Raw genomic sequence first — 16724 nt, forward strand, 5'->3', positions numbered from 1 at the left:
GGCGAACGGGATCGGGACGCAGGTCGAAGACCGCGTCGAGACGCGACAAGGCGTGCGCTTCGCCCGCGCGCGCGGCGCGCTTCAAGGCCTTGGCGGCCCGGCGGGCGGTATCGAGGGCGGAATTCTTGATGGAATTGACGTCAGGCATGGACCATCTCCGTAGTCCCCAAGGCCCACCGGCGGGACGGATCCGGTCGATATCATGCGCAAGGCGTCAAGGGAGATGCGGTCGCTTTCCGTGGGCCGGGCGGCGGTCTCCATCCGCCGGCCGCCATCCTTCACATGCACGGCATCGACGTCAAGTCTTCGCGCACCGACGCTCTCAGACGGGAAGCCCGGTCCCGCGACCGGTCACCACCCGGTAATGCGCCCACATCAACCGCGCGGCCACGCCCCTGAGCGGTGCCCAGCGCCGCGCGATCGCCGCCGCCTCGCGCACATCCGGGCGCTCCGGCAGGCCGAGAGCATCATGCAGGGCGGCGCGCAGGGCAACGTCGCCGGCCGGGAAGATGTCGACATGACCGGCGCAGAACAGCAGGAAAACCTCGGCCGTCCACGGCCCGACACCGCGAATCGCAACCAGTTCCCGCGCCGCCTCCTCTCCCGGCAGTCCCGCAAGTGCGGAAAGGTCGAGCCCGCCCTCAACGGCGGCGGCAACGGCCCGGAAACTGGCGATCTTGGCCCGCGACAGCCCGGCGGAGCCAAGCTCTTCGTCGGTGTGACGGTCCAGCGTCGCCGCCTCGAAAGGCACGATCAACGCCTCGAGCCGCGACTGGATCGCGGCCGCGCTTGCGAGCGACACCTGCTGCGCGGTGATGATGCGGGTCAGTTCGGAAAAAGTCGCGGGATGCCGCCGCAACGGCAGCGCCCCGGCGCCTGCGGCGATCCCGGCAAGCGAGGGGTCGAGCGCAAGCAGGGCCTCAAGCCCCGCCGCGAGATCGGTCTCGTTGTCGATCCGCTGGAGATCGGGGGCAGCGCCCACGCGGGCCTCCGCCACAGGTCTGCCGGCAGCTCAGTCGAACAGGTCGAAGGCGAAACGGTAGGTGACGCCGGCGCCGATGCTGAACTGGTTCTCGTTGCCGCCGCGCACGATCGGGCTGTTCCTGGCATCGCCGATATAGCGGTCCCAGCCGGCCTGCAGGTGCAGCGCGGTCGTATCGGTGACCGCGTAGCTGGCGCGGCCGACAAGGCCGAGCGACTTGAAGCCGCCGCTGGCATTATAGGCGGTCAGGTTGCCGGCCGAGGCCGCAGCCTCGGCGGCCGTCACGCCGAAATAGGTGTCCATGTAGCTGCCGCTGGCGAAATCGGCGCGCGGGCCGAAGCTCAGCTCGAGCCGCTCCATCGGATTGACGATGATATCCGCGCCGACCTGGCCGACCTGGCCGTTATGCCCGTTGATACCCTGGCGCAGCTCGACGAAGGCCCGGAACCAGTCATAACGGAACCCGGCGCCGAGCCCCAGCTCCAGCGCCCAGTCGACCTTGCGCGTGCCGGTCAGCGAAACGCTGTCGGACGCCTTGCGCTCGCCGATGAAGTTGATCGACGGGAACATGAAGAAACCGCGCTTGGTGGTTCCTCCTTCCGCCACCTGACCGAAGCCCGGCAGGTAGAAGCGGCCGACGGAGATGATCGGCAGCGGCGAGACCAGCAGCTTGTCCGCGCCTTCGTATTTCGGCTGGACAAGCGCGCCGACGCCGATGTCGATCACGTATTGCTTGCTCGGCAGCGGAAGGTCTTCCGGCGGCGACATCCCGTCCTGCGCCCGGGCCGGTGCGGCGGCCAGGGCCACCCCGCCCAGAAGAGCGGCGGCGGCAAGGACGGAGGCAAACGTGCTTTTGCGCATGGCGGTCGTACCTGTTCCGGCTGTCGGCATCTGATACCGAACTCTATAATCCGGTTTACCTGACACTTCCCTTACGGCGAAGCGATTTCGCAGCGATGTGACCGCCTCGCCTCACCCTGTTGCAACGATGCATCGCCCGGGTTGCGGCCGCTCAGGGGCGTCGGCCCGTCGCCAGCTTGGTCATGCCGGGAATCAGGACCTCCACGCCGACATCCGCGAAGCCGGCCGCCACAAGGCGCTTTTCCAGCCAGTCGTCGGCGATCGAGCGCGCTTCCGGGGTGAATGCCGTATGCTGCAGCTGCCAGAGCGCGGTGTTCTTCGGCCCGCTCCTGTCGGCGTCGACGACGAAATCGTGGATCATCAGCACGCCGCCGGGGGCCAGATGCGCGAAGGCGCGGGCAAAGAGCGCCTCATGCGCGTGATCCGGCACACCGGACAGAAGATAGGACATCAGGATCGCATCCTGTTGCCTGGGCCAGTCCGCCTCCAGCGCGTTGCCCTTCAGATAGCCGATACGGTCCGAGAGACCGGCGCGCGCGACGAAGGCTTCGCCCAGATCCGCCACATTGGGAAACTCGACGACGGTGGCAGCGAGTTGCGGAAACGCCTTGCACAAGGTGATGGCGAAGGCGCCCGTGCCGCCGCCGACATCCAGCAGGGTCTTCGCGTTCGACAGGTCGACGCGTTTCGCCAGACCGCGCGCCGGGCCGAGCGAACCGGCATGCTGGCTTTCCGAATAAAGGCGCGCCTCTTCCGCGTCGGAGAACCAGTCGGCATAGGAGGCTGTCGCCTCCTCGGGCAGCTCGCCGGCCAGCGCCGGTTCGATCTGGTCCATCAGCGGATACATCTGCTGGCCGACCTGCAGACGCAGATAGTCGCCGAAGTCGTATTTCGCGCCCTTGACCAGAAACCGCTCCGCCGCCGGCGAATTGGCATAGATCCCCTCGCGCGTCTCGGTCAGGCCCAGCGCGGTCAGGGCCGTCAGCAAGGTGCGACAGCGCTCGCGCGGCAGCCCGAGCCTGGGGGCAATCTCGTCGACCGATGCGGGACCCTCATCGAGTTTCGTGAAGATTCCGAAGTGAAGTCCCGCGAACAATGCCTTCGATCCCATGTAGCCGAAAGCAATATCCGAGATTTCCTCGGCTTCTGTCAGAACCGTCATGTGTGTCCCGTCTCCTCTTGCAAATCCTGCCTGATCCCGATGCACGCGCGGAAATGTCCGATGCACGGCAATACGATCCGGAAACGAAAAACGTCAGCGACGCTTCGCTTGCACAGGCTTGTTGGTGGCGATGGGCACTTGATAATACGAAAGCGCGCGGCAATCCAGTGCAGCAGGGGCAGATGTCCGCATTTTGGGCAGACTGAGCGATTTGGCGCCTGTGCGACGCCGCGTCAGCGGGCGACGCTTTCGTACCAGGCTGCCAGCAGCGCGCGCTCGGAAGGTTCCATGTAGGTCAGGTTGGCCGGCGGCATCGCATGCGAGCGACCCGCCTGCAGATAGATCTCGCGCGCATGCGCGGCGATCTCCGCATCGCTCTCCAGCCGCACGCCCTTCGGCGCGACGGCCAGCCCCTCCCAAAGCGGCTCGGCCGCATGGCACATGGAACAGCGTCCGAGCACCGTGTCGCGCACCGTCTCGAAATGCGGGTTCTCGACGAACCGGGCAAGGCGCGGCGGCAGCGGGCCGGCCTCGGCGCTGTCGATCTCGGCGGTCGGCGTCTGCGCCGACAACCAGACGATGGCAAGGAAGATCGCGGCCGTTGCCGCCCAGGTCCACCACGGCGTGCCCTTGCGGGCGTGGGTGGTATTGAAGAAATGGCGGATGGTGACCCCCATCAGGAACACCAGCGAGGCAATCACCCAGTTGTATTGCGTGGCAAAGGCCAGCGGATAGTGGTTCGACAGCATCAGGAAGACGACCGGCAGCGTCAGGTAGTTGTTGTGCAGCGACCGCTGCTTGGCCTGCGCCCCCAGAGCCGGATCGGGCGTTTCGCCGGCCACCAATGCGGCGACCACCTTCTTCTGGTTCGGAATGATGATCATGAACACGTTGGCCGACATGATCGTCGCCGTGAAGGCGCCCAGATGCAGGAAGGCGGCCCGCCCGGTGAAGAGCTGCGTGTAGCCCCAGGCCATGGCGACCAGCACCACGTAGAGCAGCAGCATCAGGCCGGTCGTGCTCCTGCCGAGCGGCGAGCGGCAGAGCAGGTCGTAGACGATCCAGCCAAGGGCGATCGAGGCGATCGACACGCCGATCGCCACCGGCTGCGTCATCTCCAGGACGTTCGCGTCGATGAGATAGAGATCGGCGCCGACATAGTAGACGACCGCCATCAGCGCGAAGCCCGAAAGCCAGGTCGCGTAGCTCTCCCACTTGAACCAGGTCAGATGCTCGGGAAGGCTGGCCGGCGCCACCAGGTATTTGCGGATGTGATAGAAGCCGCCGCCATGCACCTGCCACTCCTCGCCATGGGCGCCGGCCGGCAGGTCCGGCGCCTTGCGCAGGCCGAGGTCGAGGGCGATGAAGTAGAAGGACGACCCGATCCAGGCGATGGCGGTGACCACATGCAGCCAGCGCAAGGCAAAGGACAGCCAGTCCCACGCGATCAGCAGTTCCATCTTGCGTCCCCCTTCAGGATCGATGCAGGGGCCGGACCCCGGCCCCCTCCCTTCGTCTTCAATCACGAAACGTGCCAGTCTCGACATGTGCGGCGCGACATGTGTGACGCGGCAGCGGCCGAAACCTTCGCAGATCCCTCATTTGCAAAAAAGTCGGACAGCGCTTCGATCACTATCAAGATTTTCTTGAAAATGGTACGAGCGTTTCATGTCCTACGTGAACAATCTCAAGGTGTTCGTCCGCGTCGTCGACCTCGGTTCCATGTCGGCCGCGGCGCGCGACCAGCGGGTGTCGCCCGCCGTCGTCTCCAGCCGCATCGGCGAGCTGGAGAAACATCTCGGCGTGCGCCTGTTCAACCGCACCACCCGCAAGCTGACGCCAACCGAGCACGGGGCGATCTTCCACAAGGGCGCGGTCAAGATCCTCGACACGATCGAGGAGGCGGAGGCCGCCGTCGCCGACATTGCCCGCAACCCGCGCGGTTCGATCTTCGTCGCGGCGCCGCTTGGCATCGGGCGGCGCCTGATCGCCCCGCTCATCCCCGATTTCAAGGCCGCCTATCCGGACATCGACGTCCGCCTGCGCCTGTCGGACCGCAAGGTCGACGTGCTCGGAGAGGGGCTCGACATCGCCTTCGTGCTCGGCCAGCCGGCCGATTCGGCGTTGCGCATGCGTCCGGTTCTCGATTGCGCACGCGTCTTGTGCGCCGCGCCCGCCTATCTCGACCGGCACGGCCATCCCGCCGACGGCGCGGCCCTTGTGCGCGATCGTCACCACTGCCTGCTGCTGCGCTTTCCCGGCACCAGCGAGTTCAACTGGACGCTTGTCGGCCCCGACGGCCCGGTCCGCCACGAGGTGACGGGCCCCTACGAGTCCGACGATGGTGACGTGCTCACGGATTGGGCGCTTGCCGGCTGCGGCATCGTCAACAAGCCGCTGTTCGAGGTCGCCCATCACCTGCGCGCCGGACAGCTGGAAGAGGTGTGCCGCGCGACCCCGCCGCCACCGGTCCAGCTTGCCTGCCTTTATCCGCACAAGCGCTATCAGGATCCGAAAATCCGCCTGTTCATCGATTTCGTCACGACACGCTGCAAGGCGGCGGTCGACCGGCTGCTGCGTGGCGGCTGACACGGTCCGGGAACGGGTTTCCCCTCAACTCGCATCCGCCGACGGTCGCAAACGGCGAAGAACCGCCTTGGCGATCCGGCGAAGACCCCGCCTGGCGGCCAGATCGGCCCGGGCGAATGCAAGCGCCACGCCCGCCGCCCGGCCGCGCGCAACGAGCAGCGTGGCGTAGGGCACCTTGCCGCGCCACAGCGGCGTGATCATCGGATGGTCGGGAACGGCAAGCGAATCCGCTTCCGCGACGCCCGCCTCCTCCAGGTTGCGCCGCATCGCATACCGGGTGACCTGGGCTCCGGGCGAGAGACGGGCACATGCCTCATCGAAAGCGATCTTCCAGGAAAAAACCCGGTCCCGGTCACGCAGCATCACCAGCATGGCGACCGCGGTCCCGCCTTGCGTCAGCACGTCGATGCGTGCCTTGCCGACCCGCGCCATGTCCCGGACGAACGCCCGGGCGAAGGCCGCGCGAGACGGTTCGCTTGCAAGCGCCGTCCCGCGGCGCCCCTTCCAGCCCGCCGCTTCCAGTTCCAGAAACCGTTCGAACGCCTCGGCGACCCCTGCAGGGTCGGTCACGCTCGTCAACTCCGCCGTGCCGGCATCGCCCAGCCGACGGAACTGCCGGTCGAGTTCCTTGCGCCGGCGCGTGCCGAGCATGCGATACTGCTCGCGCCCGGTTGCCCCGGTCGCGTGACCTGCGCGCAGGCTGTCATTGTCGCGGGTCAGGCGCCAGTCCGTCTCGGCACCCATGTCCTGCAGGAGTTCGAAAACCGGACCATCAGTCCGCAGGTAGGGCAGCACCGCCAGGCGCCCGCCGAAATGACCCGCCGCCGCGTCGAGCAGGGCGGCCGGAACCTGCGGATCCGCATCCGGTGCAACAAGCGGAGCGCCAAGTGGACCATAGTCGCCGGCAAGCATGGTGACCCGCCGCGCCAGCAGGCCCGCGCGCCGGCACGCAAAGGGCGCCAGCGCGAGAAAGGCGCCGTCGACCGCATCGCGGATGGCGACGATCGCCACATCCTCCGGCTCCATGTGTTGCAGATAGGGAATCAGGAATTCCGGGCCGAAGAACGGGTTCGGCTCCAGGGTCACGCCCGCCAGCGCCCGCCACGCACCCAGATGCGGTCCCGCCTCGCCGGTCGCGAAGACCGTGGCGATCATGCTGCTGCCGGTCGTCACCTGTCGCCCGTTCGCCTCCCGCCACGATGCGGCGGCCTGGTCGCGTCCACGCACCCCTGCCGCATCCGTTCCGGCCGGCACCGTCCTGCCGCGCGTTGCAGGATGCGGCCTTTCCTGTCTCTCGGCAATCGCCATCGACATGTCCCGTCACGCAAGCCCGGCGCGATCCCGTCGCACGCCAGGATGAAGCCCGACCATGCCACAACCATCCCGCGATTGTAGGTATTTCGTTAGTCTTTGGTTAACCTTGCGGACACAAGGCCGTGACATGCGCGGCGCTCAGGACGCCGACTTGCGGCCCGCTCCCGCCAGGATGAACGGGTTCAGCCCGAGCCGCGCACGTGCCTGATGGCACAGCGCGCAAGCCTCGAAGATCATCGCCGTCGCCGTGGCCAGCGCCGCCCCGACAATGCCGAGGACCGGGATCAGCGAGACGTTGAGCGCGATGTTCAGCGTGAAGGCCAGCGCGTAGATCATCGCGCAGCGGTTCTGCTGGTCGGCCATCGTCAGCAGCGCATCCACCGGCCCGACCGAGGCGCGCGCCAGAACGCCGGCAAGCAGGATCAGCATGACCGGATAGCCGCTGGTGAAGCCCGGCCCGAACAACGCCAGCAGGAAGGGGCCGATCACCACCAGAAGGGCACACAGGCCGAGCGTCGGCCAGAAGGTCCAGCGTGCGGTGTCGCTGACCAGCGTTGCCAACTCGTCATGCGCGCGGCTCTGGTAGAGCTGGGAATAGCGATGCGCGGTCGCCGAGCGGACCGCGAAATAGACGAAATGCGCCAGGGCCGGGGTCTTCGAGGCGGCAAAATACACCGCCACCTCGTCGGGCGGCCGCCACAGGCTCACGAGAATCACGTCGGCGCTGGTGATGAGCTGGAAGAACCCCTCGACCAGCAGGATCGGCAACGAGATCTTCAACCAGGTCGAGATCGCCCAGTTTTCACGGGACGGCAGGCGCGGCGGCTGGCTCTTCAGCGAGCGGCCGAGCACAAACATCTGCGCCAGCGTGACCAGCCAGGTGGCGACGATCGTCACGATGCAGGCGGCGGTGGCGGTTGCCGGGGCACCGGGCCAGACGGCGGCGACCATGCCGGACAGGATGGCCAGCGGCCGCCAGATGAAGGGCGGCAGCATTGCCAGCAGCGGCCAGTCATGGGCCCGCGCGATGCCGTCCTGAATGCTGCCTATGGTGAACAGCGGCAGGCAGATCGCGCCGAGCAGCAGCGGCAGCACGTAATAGGAGGCGATGAGGTCACCGGCGAGCCAGACCACGCCAACGCCGACAAGCGCGATGCCCGTGGCGGAGAGCCCCCCGGCGAGCCGGCTGCCGATGAGAAGCGCGTTCAGCCGCCCGGTCGCGCCCTGCGCGCGGTATTCCGGGATCAGCCGCAACACCGAAGAGGAGAAGCCCAGCGGTGCGAAAATGCCAAGCACGATGACCATCGTCCAGACGACGACATAGATCCCGTATTCGTGACCGCCCATCATGCGCGCCAGGATGACCTGCAGCACATAGGCCATCACCGCGCCGAGGACACGAACGCCGAAAACGATCAGCGCCATGCGCTGCGCCCGCGACGTGTCCGGCTCGCCGGTCAGCACCGCCTCAAGACGCGCAAGCACCGGACGCGCGCGCGTCAAGACGGTTGCGGGCAAGACCCGTTCGGCCCATGTCAGCAGGGACAGGCGCAAAGTCGGCAGCTCCTTTTCGGTCGACCGGGGCCAGCCTAGCGTGCCGAGGTTTAATTTTCCGTGCGCGCCATGACGGTGCCGCCGCGGGCCGGCCGTCGGCGGGGTCATGGTCGCGGTCGCAGGTCCCCCCTTGTGAGAAAACGGGGCAGCCGGACGCATGACGCCGGCCACCCTCACGGGCCGCCGGCGTCTGTCATCGGGCGCAAGTCCGGCTCAGCGGGCGAAACGTCGCGCGCCGGCCACGCAGGCGATGACAGCAACGGTGACGGCAAGCATCTCCCAGGTCACCGGCTCGTGCAGCAGCCAGGCCGCAAGCGCCAGGCCGAGAAACGGCTGCAGCAGTTGAAGCTGGCTGACCGCCGCGATGCCGCCCTGCGCCAATCCGCGATACCAGAAGACGAAGCCGATCAGCATCGAGAAGGATGACACATAGGCAAGGCCCGTCCAGGCAGGCAGCGCAATGCCGGCGAAGCTCTGCGGCATCAGCACGACGGCGAGAACGATCATCACAGGCAGCGCCATGACAAGCGCCCAGGAGATCACCTGCCAGCCGCCCAGCCTGCGCGACAGGCTCGCCCCTTCCGCATAGCCGAGGCCGCAGACGATGATGGCGGCCACCATCAAAAGGTCGCCGGTGGACGAGGTGACGACGACCGGCCCCGTCCCCCCTCCCGTTCCGGCTGACAGCCCCTGCATCAGCGCAAAGCCTGCGACGGCGACACTGCCCGCCAGCGAAAACAGCCAGAAGGCCGGCCGGGGCCGTTCGCCGCCGCGGATCACGCCGAAGACGGCGGTGGCAAGCGGCAGCAGGCCGATGAACACCATCGAATGCGCCGAGGTGACATATTGCAGCGCCAGCGCCGTGAGCAGCGGAAAGCCGACAACGACGCCGAGCGTCACGATCGCCAGCGGAACAAGGTCGGCCCGCGCCGGGCGCCTCTCGCGAAAGGCCAGCAGCAGCAGAAGCGCCAGCAACCCGGCAATTGCAGCCCGGGCGACGGTCAAGAACACCGGGTCGAACTGCATCACCGCCATGCGCGTCGCCGGCAGGGACGCGCTGAAGATCACCACACCGATGAAACCGTTGATCCAGCCGCTTGTCGTCTTGTCCACGTCAGCCTCCGTTTGCTTGCCGTGCCGCTATCGCGCGCCGGGGCTGTCGCAACCAGAGACAGTCCGATACAGTTGAAACAAACTGTTATGCCAACGACACCGGCACAGATGATCTCTTGCAAGGGAAGACACGGAAGATGACGCGCGTGGCGGCGACCGGGGACGGCACCCTGACGGAGCAGGTGATGACCGTGATCCGGCAGCGCATCGCCGGTCGCGCCCTGCCGCCGGGGGCAAAGCTGCCCTCGATCCGGCGGATGGCCGGCCACATGCAGGTCTCGCCCTCGACCGTGGTCGAGGCCTATGAGCGCCTGGTGGCGGAGGGGCAGATCGCGGCGCGGCCTGGCTCGGGCTTTTATGTCACCAGCCATGCAGCCCCGCTCGCCCTGTCGCAGGTCGGCCCGAAGCGCGACCGCGCCATCGACCCGCTCTGGGTCTCCCGCCAGTCGCTGGAGGCCGGCGACACGGACCTCAAGCCGGGTTGCGGCTGGCTGCCGCCGTCCTGGCTGCCGGAGGAGAGCCTGCGCAAGGCGCTGCGATCCCTCTCCCGCGCCGATGCCGGCGCGCTTGCGGATTACGGCTCGCCGCTCGGTCTTTTCCCCTTGCGACAGCTCGTCTCCCGGCGGCTGGCCGAAAAGGGCGTCGAGGCGGCCCCGGAACAGATCCTGCTGACGGAATCGGGCACCCAGGGCATCGACCTTCTGTGCCGCCTGCTGGTCGAGCCGGATGACACGGTGCTGGTCGACGATCCCTGCTATTTCAACTTCCAGGCGCTGCTGCGCGCCCATCGCGTCAGGATCGTCGGGGTTCCCTACACGCGGACAGGCCCCGATATCGAGCGGTTGGCGGCCGTCCTCGCCGCGCACAAGCCGCGCCTCTACATCACAAATTCGGCGATCCACAACCCGACCGGCGCCACCTTGTCGCCGGTGACCGCCCACCGGGTTCTGAAGCTTGCCGAACAGCACGGCCTGACCATCATCGAGGACGACATTTTCGCCGACATGGAGCACGTGGCGGCTCCCCGCCTCGCCGCCTTTGACGGGCTCGACCGGGTGATCCAGATCGGCAGTTTCTCAAAAACGCTGTCGGCCTCGGTGCGCTGCGGCTATATCGCCGCGCGGCCCGACTGGATCGACGGGCTGGCCGACCTGAAGATCGCCACCAGTTTCGGCGGTGGCCGGCTGAATGCGGAACTGGTGCTCGGCGTGCTGCGCGACGGCGGCTATCGTCGCCATCTCGAGACGCTGCGCGAACGCCTCGCCCGCGCCATGGCCGATGTCGCGCCCCGGCTGCGGGCACTCGGCATCACCCCCTGGATCGAGCCGCAGGCCGGCATGTTCCTGTGGTGCGAGTTGCCGGGCGGGATCAATGCTGCCGATGTGGCGCGCATAGCGCTCGCGCAAGGCGTGGTGCTGGCGCCGGGCGATGTTTTCAGCGTCTCGCGCTCCGCCACCAGCCACATGCGCTTCAACGTCTCGCAATGCCCGCCAAAGGTCTTCGACGTGCTGCGCGACGCGATCCGGCAGGCGGGGGGATAGGGAAGATGCGACGACGCCGAACGGCCGGCGGATCGGCGCGGCATGAGACGCCGGTCGCGTGACCGCCGACATTATCGGCTACTATCCCGAGCCGGAGTTTGAGGCGTTCGCCCGACACGAGCGTGCCAGATACCTCAGCGACGGCGCGGAGCAAACCTTTTATTATACGGTGCGGAAGGCTGTCAGGCGACGGCTGGGAGGTCGCTGAGGGTATTGTCCGAAAACTTTTATTTGTCCACCAAGTACGCCATGACTCCTGTTCGACAACGACTTGCGGTATGTTCTTGATATGTTCGATTCTCGGGGGGTAGCCGATGAGCAAAGATAGAGATCGCATGGTGTATCGCCGCACTGACGGAAGCTGGGCGAACAAGCGGAACGACGCAGACCGGGCTTCCAGTGTCCACCGGACGCAACGTGAGGCGGAAAAAGCCGCGCGCGAGATGCTCAAGAATCAAGGCGGCGGCGAACTAACGACCAAGGGTATCCACGGCCAGATTCGCAGCAAAGACACCATCGCGCCGGGTAACGATCCGAATCCCCCACGCGACAGGGAACACTAAGATCCAAGCAATAGTAGCGAGCCGCTGATGCCCGTAGTTATGCATTTTGCAACGTTTCTGAAGCTCCTGACTTTGAACACCGGCGACAAGATTCGGAACCTCGAAAGATACGCAAAACCAGGCGGGTTTGATTTCTACCGGCCATCGCGTGATGGCGTTGTGCAGCACTGTGCGCACGGCCGAACGAAAGATCGCGTGCTCAAGGACATTGAGGCGTCGTCCACGGCGAACTCTGTCGAAAGAAACAAGGAGATATTCAGAAAGGTATCGTCATGGTTCGCCGATCATCCCGGTCAGGCGGCTATGCCGAACCGCGGAGTTTGGCGGTCACCACAGAAGATGTTTTCGGTACATATTGAGCCGGAAATCTCGTACCAGTCCAAGAACATGCAGCATGTCATCGCTGTCTATCCGCGCAAAGAGGTACGCATCAATCGCGATCAGGCGGGCGCAGGTCTGATATTGTTGGGTCGAGGCTATCAAGGTTCCGGGAACGAGAAGTTTGGAATTCTCGACGCCTTCGGAAACAAGGTATACAGGACACCTACCAACATTTCCGAGCGTTTGTTGGAGAATGAGATTGCCACCATCGAGGCCGAGCTTGCCAGAATTCTTTGATGGTCATGCGAGTGGTGCCGCCACGCGACCCGAACACCTGGCCCCATCACTGCGAACGCGATGCTCTACCAACGGAGCCAAGGTGGCTCACCAGAACGCTGGGCGGGAGCGCGAAGCGAGAAAGTGGTGCCGGTGAACGGACTCGAACCGCCGACCCCATCATTACGAATGACGTGCTCTACCAACTGAGCTACACCGGCGCACCAGACCGGGGACTTGGTTCCGAGCGGATCGGGTCCCCGTATGTATCCCTGTCGCTTGCGTGACGTGGCAACAGCCGCGTGGGCCGTGCGACGCCGTACCGCCAGGGTGGCCGTGTGATAGCGGACAAGCCCGCGCCGCGCAAGAGGCTTTGCGCCCCCCGCGCACGCTTTTCGGGACACCTTGCGAGACGACCGGTCACGACCCGCCAGACACCCGCCATGCACCTGCCGGGCAAGGGCAGGGCAGGCCAGTGACGGAACGCCGCGCATCAGTTGAAGAAGCGGTAGCCGGGTTTCTTCGGCGGTTCCTCGTCATCCCCGTCGGGGCCGGGATCGTCGGGCATGTGCTTCAGCGGAAACTCGATCGGCCGGGAAAGGTCCGGCGACGCCTTGGCGCTCTTTGCAGCCGTCCCTCCGGTCGGGGCCGGGGCGGGAGCCGAGGCAGGCTCCTCCGCTTTCTTTGCGCCCGCTTCGCCCGACGGTTTCCCGGCCTCGCCGGTCGCGTCACGGGTGATCCCGGCCGAAGCCGGCGCCCCCGTGTCTGAGGTCTTCTTGTCTGACGCTTTCTTTTCCGGCGCCGTCTTGTCTGTTGCCGTCTTCCCGGCCGCCCGCGTGCCGGCCATCGCCGGCTCGTCCTTTGACGTCCCGCCTTCTGACACGCCCCCGTCTGCCGCGACAGGAGCCGGCCCGGCGGCCGGAGCTTTCGCCGGCGTCTTCGCCGCAGGATCGGGCGCCGCGGTGCCCGGCGCGTCCACGATCACCTCGGCCTCCTCCACAGGAGGCACCGGCGCGCGCGTCTCTCCAACCGATGCCCGGCCCCCGTCATTCGCCATTTCGGGCAATGAGGGCGACGGCTCCGCCGGTATGGAGGCCGCAACCGCCGGCAGGGCCTCGAACAGGGCCTCGTCCAGCGCCTCGAGCGAGGTGTCCTCGTGATCGAGGGTTGCCGGCGGCAGGCCCCATGCGAAGGCATCGAGCCGCCCGTCCACCGGCGACACCGGCGCCCAGCTCTCGCTGACCACGCCATCGGCCACCCAGGCCGGATCGGCCGGCGCGCGCACCGCGCGGGCAAGCCATTCGCGCACCCGGCCGCGATCGCCATGCTGGGTCTCTTCCAGCTCGGCCATCAGCAGGAACACGCGACGCGTCGGCTCCAGCGTCAGCGCCGCCTTCAGCTGGGCGCGGGCCAGCGTATAGTCGGATGCCTCCAGCGCGGCCCTTGCCAGCGCCAGCGCGCCCTCCACATTGTGGGCGCGCAGCGCCGCCAGCGCCTTCACCCGCTTCAGCCGGTCGAGCGCCGAATCGCCGTTGCGCGCATGGGCATAGGCATCGGCGAGCTCGGGATGGGGATTGAGCTTCCACGTGGTCTCCACCACCTTCATCGCCTTGCGGATGTCGCCGCGCCGGGTCGCCAGCCGCGCGGCAACCACCGCCGCCGGCACCAGCGCCGGTGCAAGACCGTGCGCCTCGCCGGCAAGGCCGCGCGCCGCGTCCGGATCCCGGTCCTCGCATTCGAGCGCCTGCGCGGTCAGCAGCACCGCCTTGTGGCGGCGGAAGGTTTTCTTGTCGACCAGCTTGGTCGCGTAATTGCGCTCCAGCGACTTGATCGCCTCGGCCCAGTCGCCGGACACGGCCTGATAGCCGAGCACCGCGCGTCCGGCCCAGGGCAGGCCCGGCACCAGCTTCGCCGCTTCCCCGGCATAGTGAAGCGCCGCGACCGGCTCGCCGAGCCGCTCCGCCTCGACATAGAGCCCGTGCAGGCCGACGGCCTTGAGATCCGGATCCTCCAGCATCGCCTCGAAGCGGTCCCGTGCCTCCTCATGCCGGCCGGCAAGCTGCGCGCTCTGGGCCAGCAGCAGTTCGGCTGCCGGCTCCTGCTTCAGGAGCTTCTGCGCCTCGTTGCCATGGCGCGAAGCCGTGGCGGCGTCGCCGACGCCCAGCGCGAGCATGCCGCGCGACAGCGCGTCATAGCCCCGGTCCTTGCGGCGGCGGCGGAAGAAGCGGCCGACGAGCCCGGGCGAGCGCAGGATGAAGAGCGCCAGGTTCCACACGATGATGCCGACGGCCAGCAGCGCGAAAAGCGCCACCGCGGCGGTCATCAGCCCGGCCTCGATCCGGTATCCCTGCCAGTCGAGGGTGATCATGCCGGGCCGGTCGGCGAGCCAGGCGGCTCCCAGCGCGACGACAAACAGCAGGGCAATGAAAATCAGCAAGCGGATCATGGTCGTCTACTCTCCCCGGCGAATGTCCGGTCGGCCCGGACACTGTCCGGATCGGCTGAGGGCGGCGCGGGCGGGCCCGCGCCGGTCGTCACCTGTCAGTTCGAGGCAGCCGGCGCGACCGTCTGCCCCATCGATTTGAGCACATCGTCGGTCACCCGGTCGACCAGCGCATCGGCAGCCAGCCGGGCCCGCGCATCGCCGACCCATTCGGCACCCTCCGCACGCACGTCCTGCGGCAACTCGTCATAGGCTTCGAGCGCAGCGGCAAGGTCACCCCGCCCGACACGCGCTTCCATCCGGCCAAGTGCTGCCTGCGGGGTCGCCGCGTCGCTTTCGCCGGGCTGCCGGACCGACACCAGCGAGCGGGCATTGGAGAGCAGGCTATCGACGAGATCGCCTTCGGCCGGCGCATCCATCGCGGCAGACATCCGGCGCGCGGCCGCCGCGAATCCGTCACGCAGGGCGGCGCGCGTCGGGACGCCCGCCTCGGCACGCGCCGCAAGGGCCGAAAGGTCGGTGTCCTGCGGCAGCGCCGAGGCAACGGCGGCAAGCTCCGTGGCAAAGGGTGCCCCGCGGTCCATCGCCGATTTCAGCGCCGACACGGCCACCGCGCGGGCCGCCGTCTCGCGCGCACTGGCGTCGCCCATCTGCGCCTCGATCGGCGCGACCCGCTCTTCCAGCGCCGCAACACGGGCGCTTGCATCCTTCAAGCCGCTGTCCAGCCGCGTTTCCAGCGCCGACTGCCCCTTGCCCAGCCTGTCGAGATCGCCGCCAAGCGCGTCAATCCGCGTACGCACGGCATCCAATGTCTGCGCGAGGGTGGAGGTTCCCTCCGTCAGGCTCGCGATCTCGCCCTTGACGGTCTCGAGATCAGCCGCACTGCCGCTCACCCCCTCAAGCGTTGCCGCCTGTTCGCCCTGCGCCTTCGTCAGGTCCTCGACGGTCCGCGCCAATTTTGCCTGTGCTTCCTGGAGGCTGGCAAGCCCGGCGCTCTCGCCCGCACCGCCCGAGGAGACGAAGCGGCGCAGCTCCGACAACCCCTCCTCGATCGCCGCGATTCGTGAAGACGCTTCCTGCGAAATCGAAGAGGACGCGCTGTCCGCAAGCCCCTCGAGCGTGGTTTCCAGCTCGGAAATCCGCGTGCGCACCGCCGCCAGATCAGCCACGGCGCCGGACGTCGCTTCCTGATTCTGGCTGAGCTCGGCGATCCGCGTCTCCAGCCCGGAAACGCGGCTCTGCGCCTCCGCCATCACGGTTTGCAGCTCCGCGGACGGGGCAGGTGTCGGCAGCAATCCGGCCTTGCCCGCGCCCCATGCACCGGCAAGCGCGACGACGCCGCCGACCAGCGAGGCGGCGATCAGGCCGCCGATCCCGGTCGAGGACCTGCGCGTCTCATCCCCGCCTGTCGCCGATCCGGACTTTGCCGGGGTCGGGGATGAGCCCGGGCGCGGCGGGGACTGGGTCTGGGGCTGGGGCTGGGATGACTGGGTCTGGGACGAGGCGGCTGCCGGCTTGTCGGACGCCTTGGAGGACGCAGCGGAGGAGGATGCGCTCGCCGAGGATGCGGCCCCCGCTTTCGGATCGGTCGTCGTTCCGGATGAAGGCTTGGCCGGTTCGCTCGCGGCGGACGCTCCCGAGCTCGACGTGGCCGGCTTCGGCGGGGTGGCGGACGCTCCCGTCCCCGCTGTCGCCGTGCCCGCCGTGCCTGGCCTTGCGGCATCACCGGGTTTTGGCGCGGCCGAAGCAGCCTGCGCGGTCGTCGCGGCGGATGCCTTGACCTCCGGCGGCTTTGTCCCGGACGCAGGCGCGCCTGATGTTGTCGCCGGCTTGGGTTCGCCTGCCTTCGCAGAGGTCCCGCCCGCAGAAGCGGAGCCCGGCTTCTGCTCGCCGGGCTTCGACGTCGCAGCCGCGCCGGCACTGCCTGTTCCGGAACCGGAACCCGGCGGCGCCGGCCTCCACGACCCGGCAGGGGCCGAGGAGGGGGTCTCGCCGGCCCTTCCGG

Annotated in this window: 13 protein-coding genes, 1 tRNA gene and 1 pseudogene; 5 read left to right on the top strand and 10 right to left on the bottom strand. The window is 67.6% G+C overall.

The features are described from left to right. Positions 1 to 322: 322 nt before the first annotated feature. The 4 genes from ACN0T5_RS18850 to ACN0T5_RS18865 form a co-directional block, all read right to left on the bottom strand. Positions 323 to 982: a DNA-3-methyladenine glycosylase family protein gene (locus ACN0T5_RS18850; RefSeq protein ID WP_417770160.1), complete on the bottom strand. Its 660-nt coding sequence runs from the start codon at positions 980 to 982 to the stop codon at positions 323 to 325. Positions 983 to 1012: 30 nt separating this feature from the next. Then, positions 1013 to 1843: a MipA/OmpV family protein gene (locus ACN0T5_RS18855; protein WP_417770161.1), complete on the bottom strand. Its 831-nt coding sequence runs from the start codon at positions 1841 to 1843 to the stop codon at positions 1013 to 1015. Between the two features lie 151 nt (positions 1844 to 1994). Continuing rightward, entirely contained in the window at positions 1995 to 3005 is a 1011-nt protein-coding gene (locus ACN0T5_RS18860) for a methyltransferase (protein WP_417770162.1), read from the bottom strand. Positions 3006 to 3238: 233 nt separating this feature from the next. Next, entirely contained in the window at positions 3239 to 4465 is a 1227-nt protein-coding gene (locus ACN0T5_RS18865; protein WP_417770163.1) for a urate hydroxylase PuuD, read from the bottom strand. A gap of 208 nt (positions 4466 to 4673) precedes the next feature. Between ACN0T5_RS18865 and ACN0T5_RS18870 the strand changes: the two genes are divergently transcribed. Further along, complete coding sequence (locus ACN0T5_RS18870; protein ID WP_417770164.1) at positions 4674 to 5594, top strand: LysR substrate-binding domain-containing protein; 921 nt, start codon at positions 4674 to 4676, stop codon at positions 5592 to 5594. Between the two features lie 24 nt (positions 5595 to 5618). Here ACN0T5_RS18870 and ACN0T5_RS18875 read toward each other — a convergent pair whose 3' ends face one another. The 3 genes from ACN0T5_RS18875 to ACN0T5_RS18885 form a co-directional block, all read right to left on the bottom strand. After that, the gene (locus ACN0T5_RS18875) at positions 5619 to 6821 is read right to left on the bottom strand and encodes a GNAT family N-acetyltransferase (RefSeq protein WP_417770165.1); all 1203 of its coding nucleotides are present in this window, start codon (positions 6819 to 6821) and stop codon (positions 5619 to 5621) included. A 225-nt stretch (positions 6822 to 7046) separates the two neighbouring features. Then, a complete protein-coding gene (locus tag ACN0T5_RS18880; protein WP_417770166.1) occupies positions 7047 to 8462 on the bottom strand; it encodes a lipopolysaccharide biosynthesis protein in 1416 nt (471 codons plus the stop codon). Between the two features lie 213 nt (positions 8463 to 8675). Then, positions 8676 to 9575 (bottom strand): DMT family transporter, encoded by a 900-nt coding sequence (locus ACN0T5_RS18885; protein ID WP_417770167.1) that lies wholly within the window; start codon positions 9573 to 9575, stop codon positions 8676 to 8678. A gap of 137 nt (positions 9576 to 9712) precedes the next feature. Here ACN0T5_RS18885 and ACN0T5_RS18890 point away from each other — a divergent pair, with 137 nt between their 5' ends. The 3 genes from ACN0T5_RS18890 to ACN0T5_RS18900 all read left to right on the top strand — a co-directional run bounded on the left by ACN0T5_RS18890 (position 9713) and on the right by ACN0T5_RS18900 (position 12297). Beyond that, positions 9713 to 11116: a PLP-dependent aminotransferase family protein gene (locus tag ACN0T5_RS18890; protein WP_417770168.1), complete on the top strand. Its 1404-nt coding sequence runs from the start codon at positions 9713 to 9715 to the stop codon at positions 11114 to 11116. 314 nt (positions 11117 to 11430) lie between these two features. After that, positions 11431 to 11679, top strand: a complete 249-nt coding sequence (locus tag ACN0T5_RS18895; protein WP_417770169.1) for a DUF2188 domain-containing protein — start codon at positions 11431 to 11433, stop codon at positions 11677 to 11679. A 27-nt stretch (positions 11680 to 11706) separates the two neighbouring features. Further along, positions 11707 to 12297, top strand: coding sequence for a hypothetical protein (locus ACN0T5_RS18900; protein WP_417770170.1), 591 nt, complete (start codon positions 11707 to 11709; stop codon positions 12295 to 12297). 124 nt (positions 12298 to 12421) lie between these two features. Here the strand turns inward: ACN0T5_RS18900 and ACN0T5_RS18905 are convergent. From ACN0T5_RS18905 to ACN0T5_RS18915, 3 genes are all read right to left on the bottom strand, one after another. After that, positions 12422 to 12497, bottom strand: a tRNA-Thr gene (locus ACN0T5_RS18905). 272 nt (positions 12498 to 12769) lie between these two features. Continuing rightward, positions 12770 to 14722: a heme biosynthesis protein HemY gene (locus ACN0T5_RS18910; protein ID WP_417770171.1), complete on the bottom strand. Its 1953-nt coding sequence runs from the start codon at positions 14720 to 14722 to the stop codon at positions 12770 to 12772. A gap of 95 nt (positions 14723 to 14817) precedes the next feature. Beyond that, on the bottom strand, positions 14818 to 15972 hold the full coding sequence (locus ACN0T5_RS18915; protein WP_417770172.1) for a hypothetical protein: 1155 nt from the start codon (positions 15970 to 15972) through the stop codon (positions 14818 to 14820). A 49-nt stretch (positions 15973 to 16021) separates the two neighbouring features. On the opposite strand from ACN0T5_RS18915, the pseudogene ACN0T5_RS18920 reads away from it, so the two are divergent. Further along, a pseudogene (locus ACN0T5_RS18920) lies at positions 16022 to 16724 on the top strand (hypothetical protein); the annotation flags it as partial.

This window comes from Stappia sp., from assembly GCF_048261845.1.
Classification (GTDB): Bacteria; Pseudomonadota; Alphaproteobacteria; order Rhizobiales; family Stappiaceae; genus Stappia.

Excerpts from the sequence above, each read along its gene's own strand:
- ACN0T5_RS18855 (WP_417770161.1), bottom strand. The coding sequence starts at position 1,843 with ATGCGCAAAAGCACGTTTGCCTCCGTCCTTGCCGCCGCCGCTCTTCTG.
- ACN0T5_RS18860 (WP_417770162.1), bottom strand. The coding sequence starts at position 3,005 with ATGACGGTTCTGACAGAAGCCGAGGAAATCTCGGATATTGCTTTCGGC.
- ACN0T5_RS18865 (WP_417770163.1), bottom strand. The coding sequence starts at position 4,465 with ATGGAACTGCTGATCGCGTGGGACTGGCTGTCCTTTGCCTTGCGCTGG.
- ACN0T5_RS18870 (WP_417770164.1), top strand. The coding sequence starts at position 4,674 with ATGTCCTACGTGAACAATCTCAAGGTGTTCGTCCGCGTCGTCGACCTC.
- ACN0T5_RS18890 (WP_417770168.1), top strand. The coding sequence starts at position 9,713 with ATGACGCGCGTGGCGGCGACCGGGGACGGCACCCTGACGGAGCAGGTG.
- ACN0T5_RS18895 (WP_417770169.1), top strand. The coding sequence starts at position 11,431 with ATGAGCAAAGATAGAGATCGCATGGTGTATCGCCGCACTGACGGAAGC.
- ACN0T5_RS18900 (WP_417770170.1), top strand. The coding sequence starts at position 11,707 with ATGCCCGTAGTTATGCATTTTGCAACGTTTCTGAAGCTCCTGACTTTG.
- ACN0T5_RS18910 (WP_417770171.1), bottom strand. The coding sequence starts at position 14,722 with ATGATCCGCTTGCTGATTTTCATTGCCCTGCTGTTTGTCGTCGCGCTG.
- ACN0T5_RS18915 (WP_417770172.1), bottom strand. The coding sequence starts at position 15,972 with ATGGCGGAGGCGCAGAGCCGCGTTTCCGGGCTGGAGACGCGGATCGCC.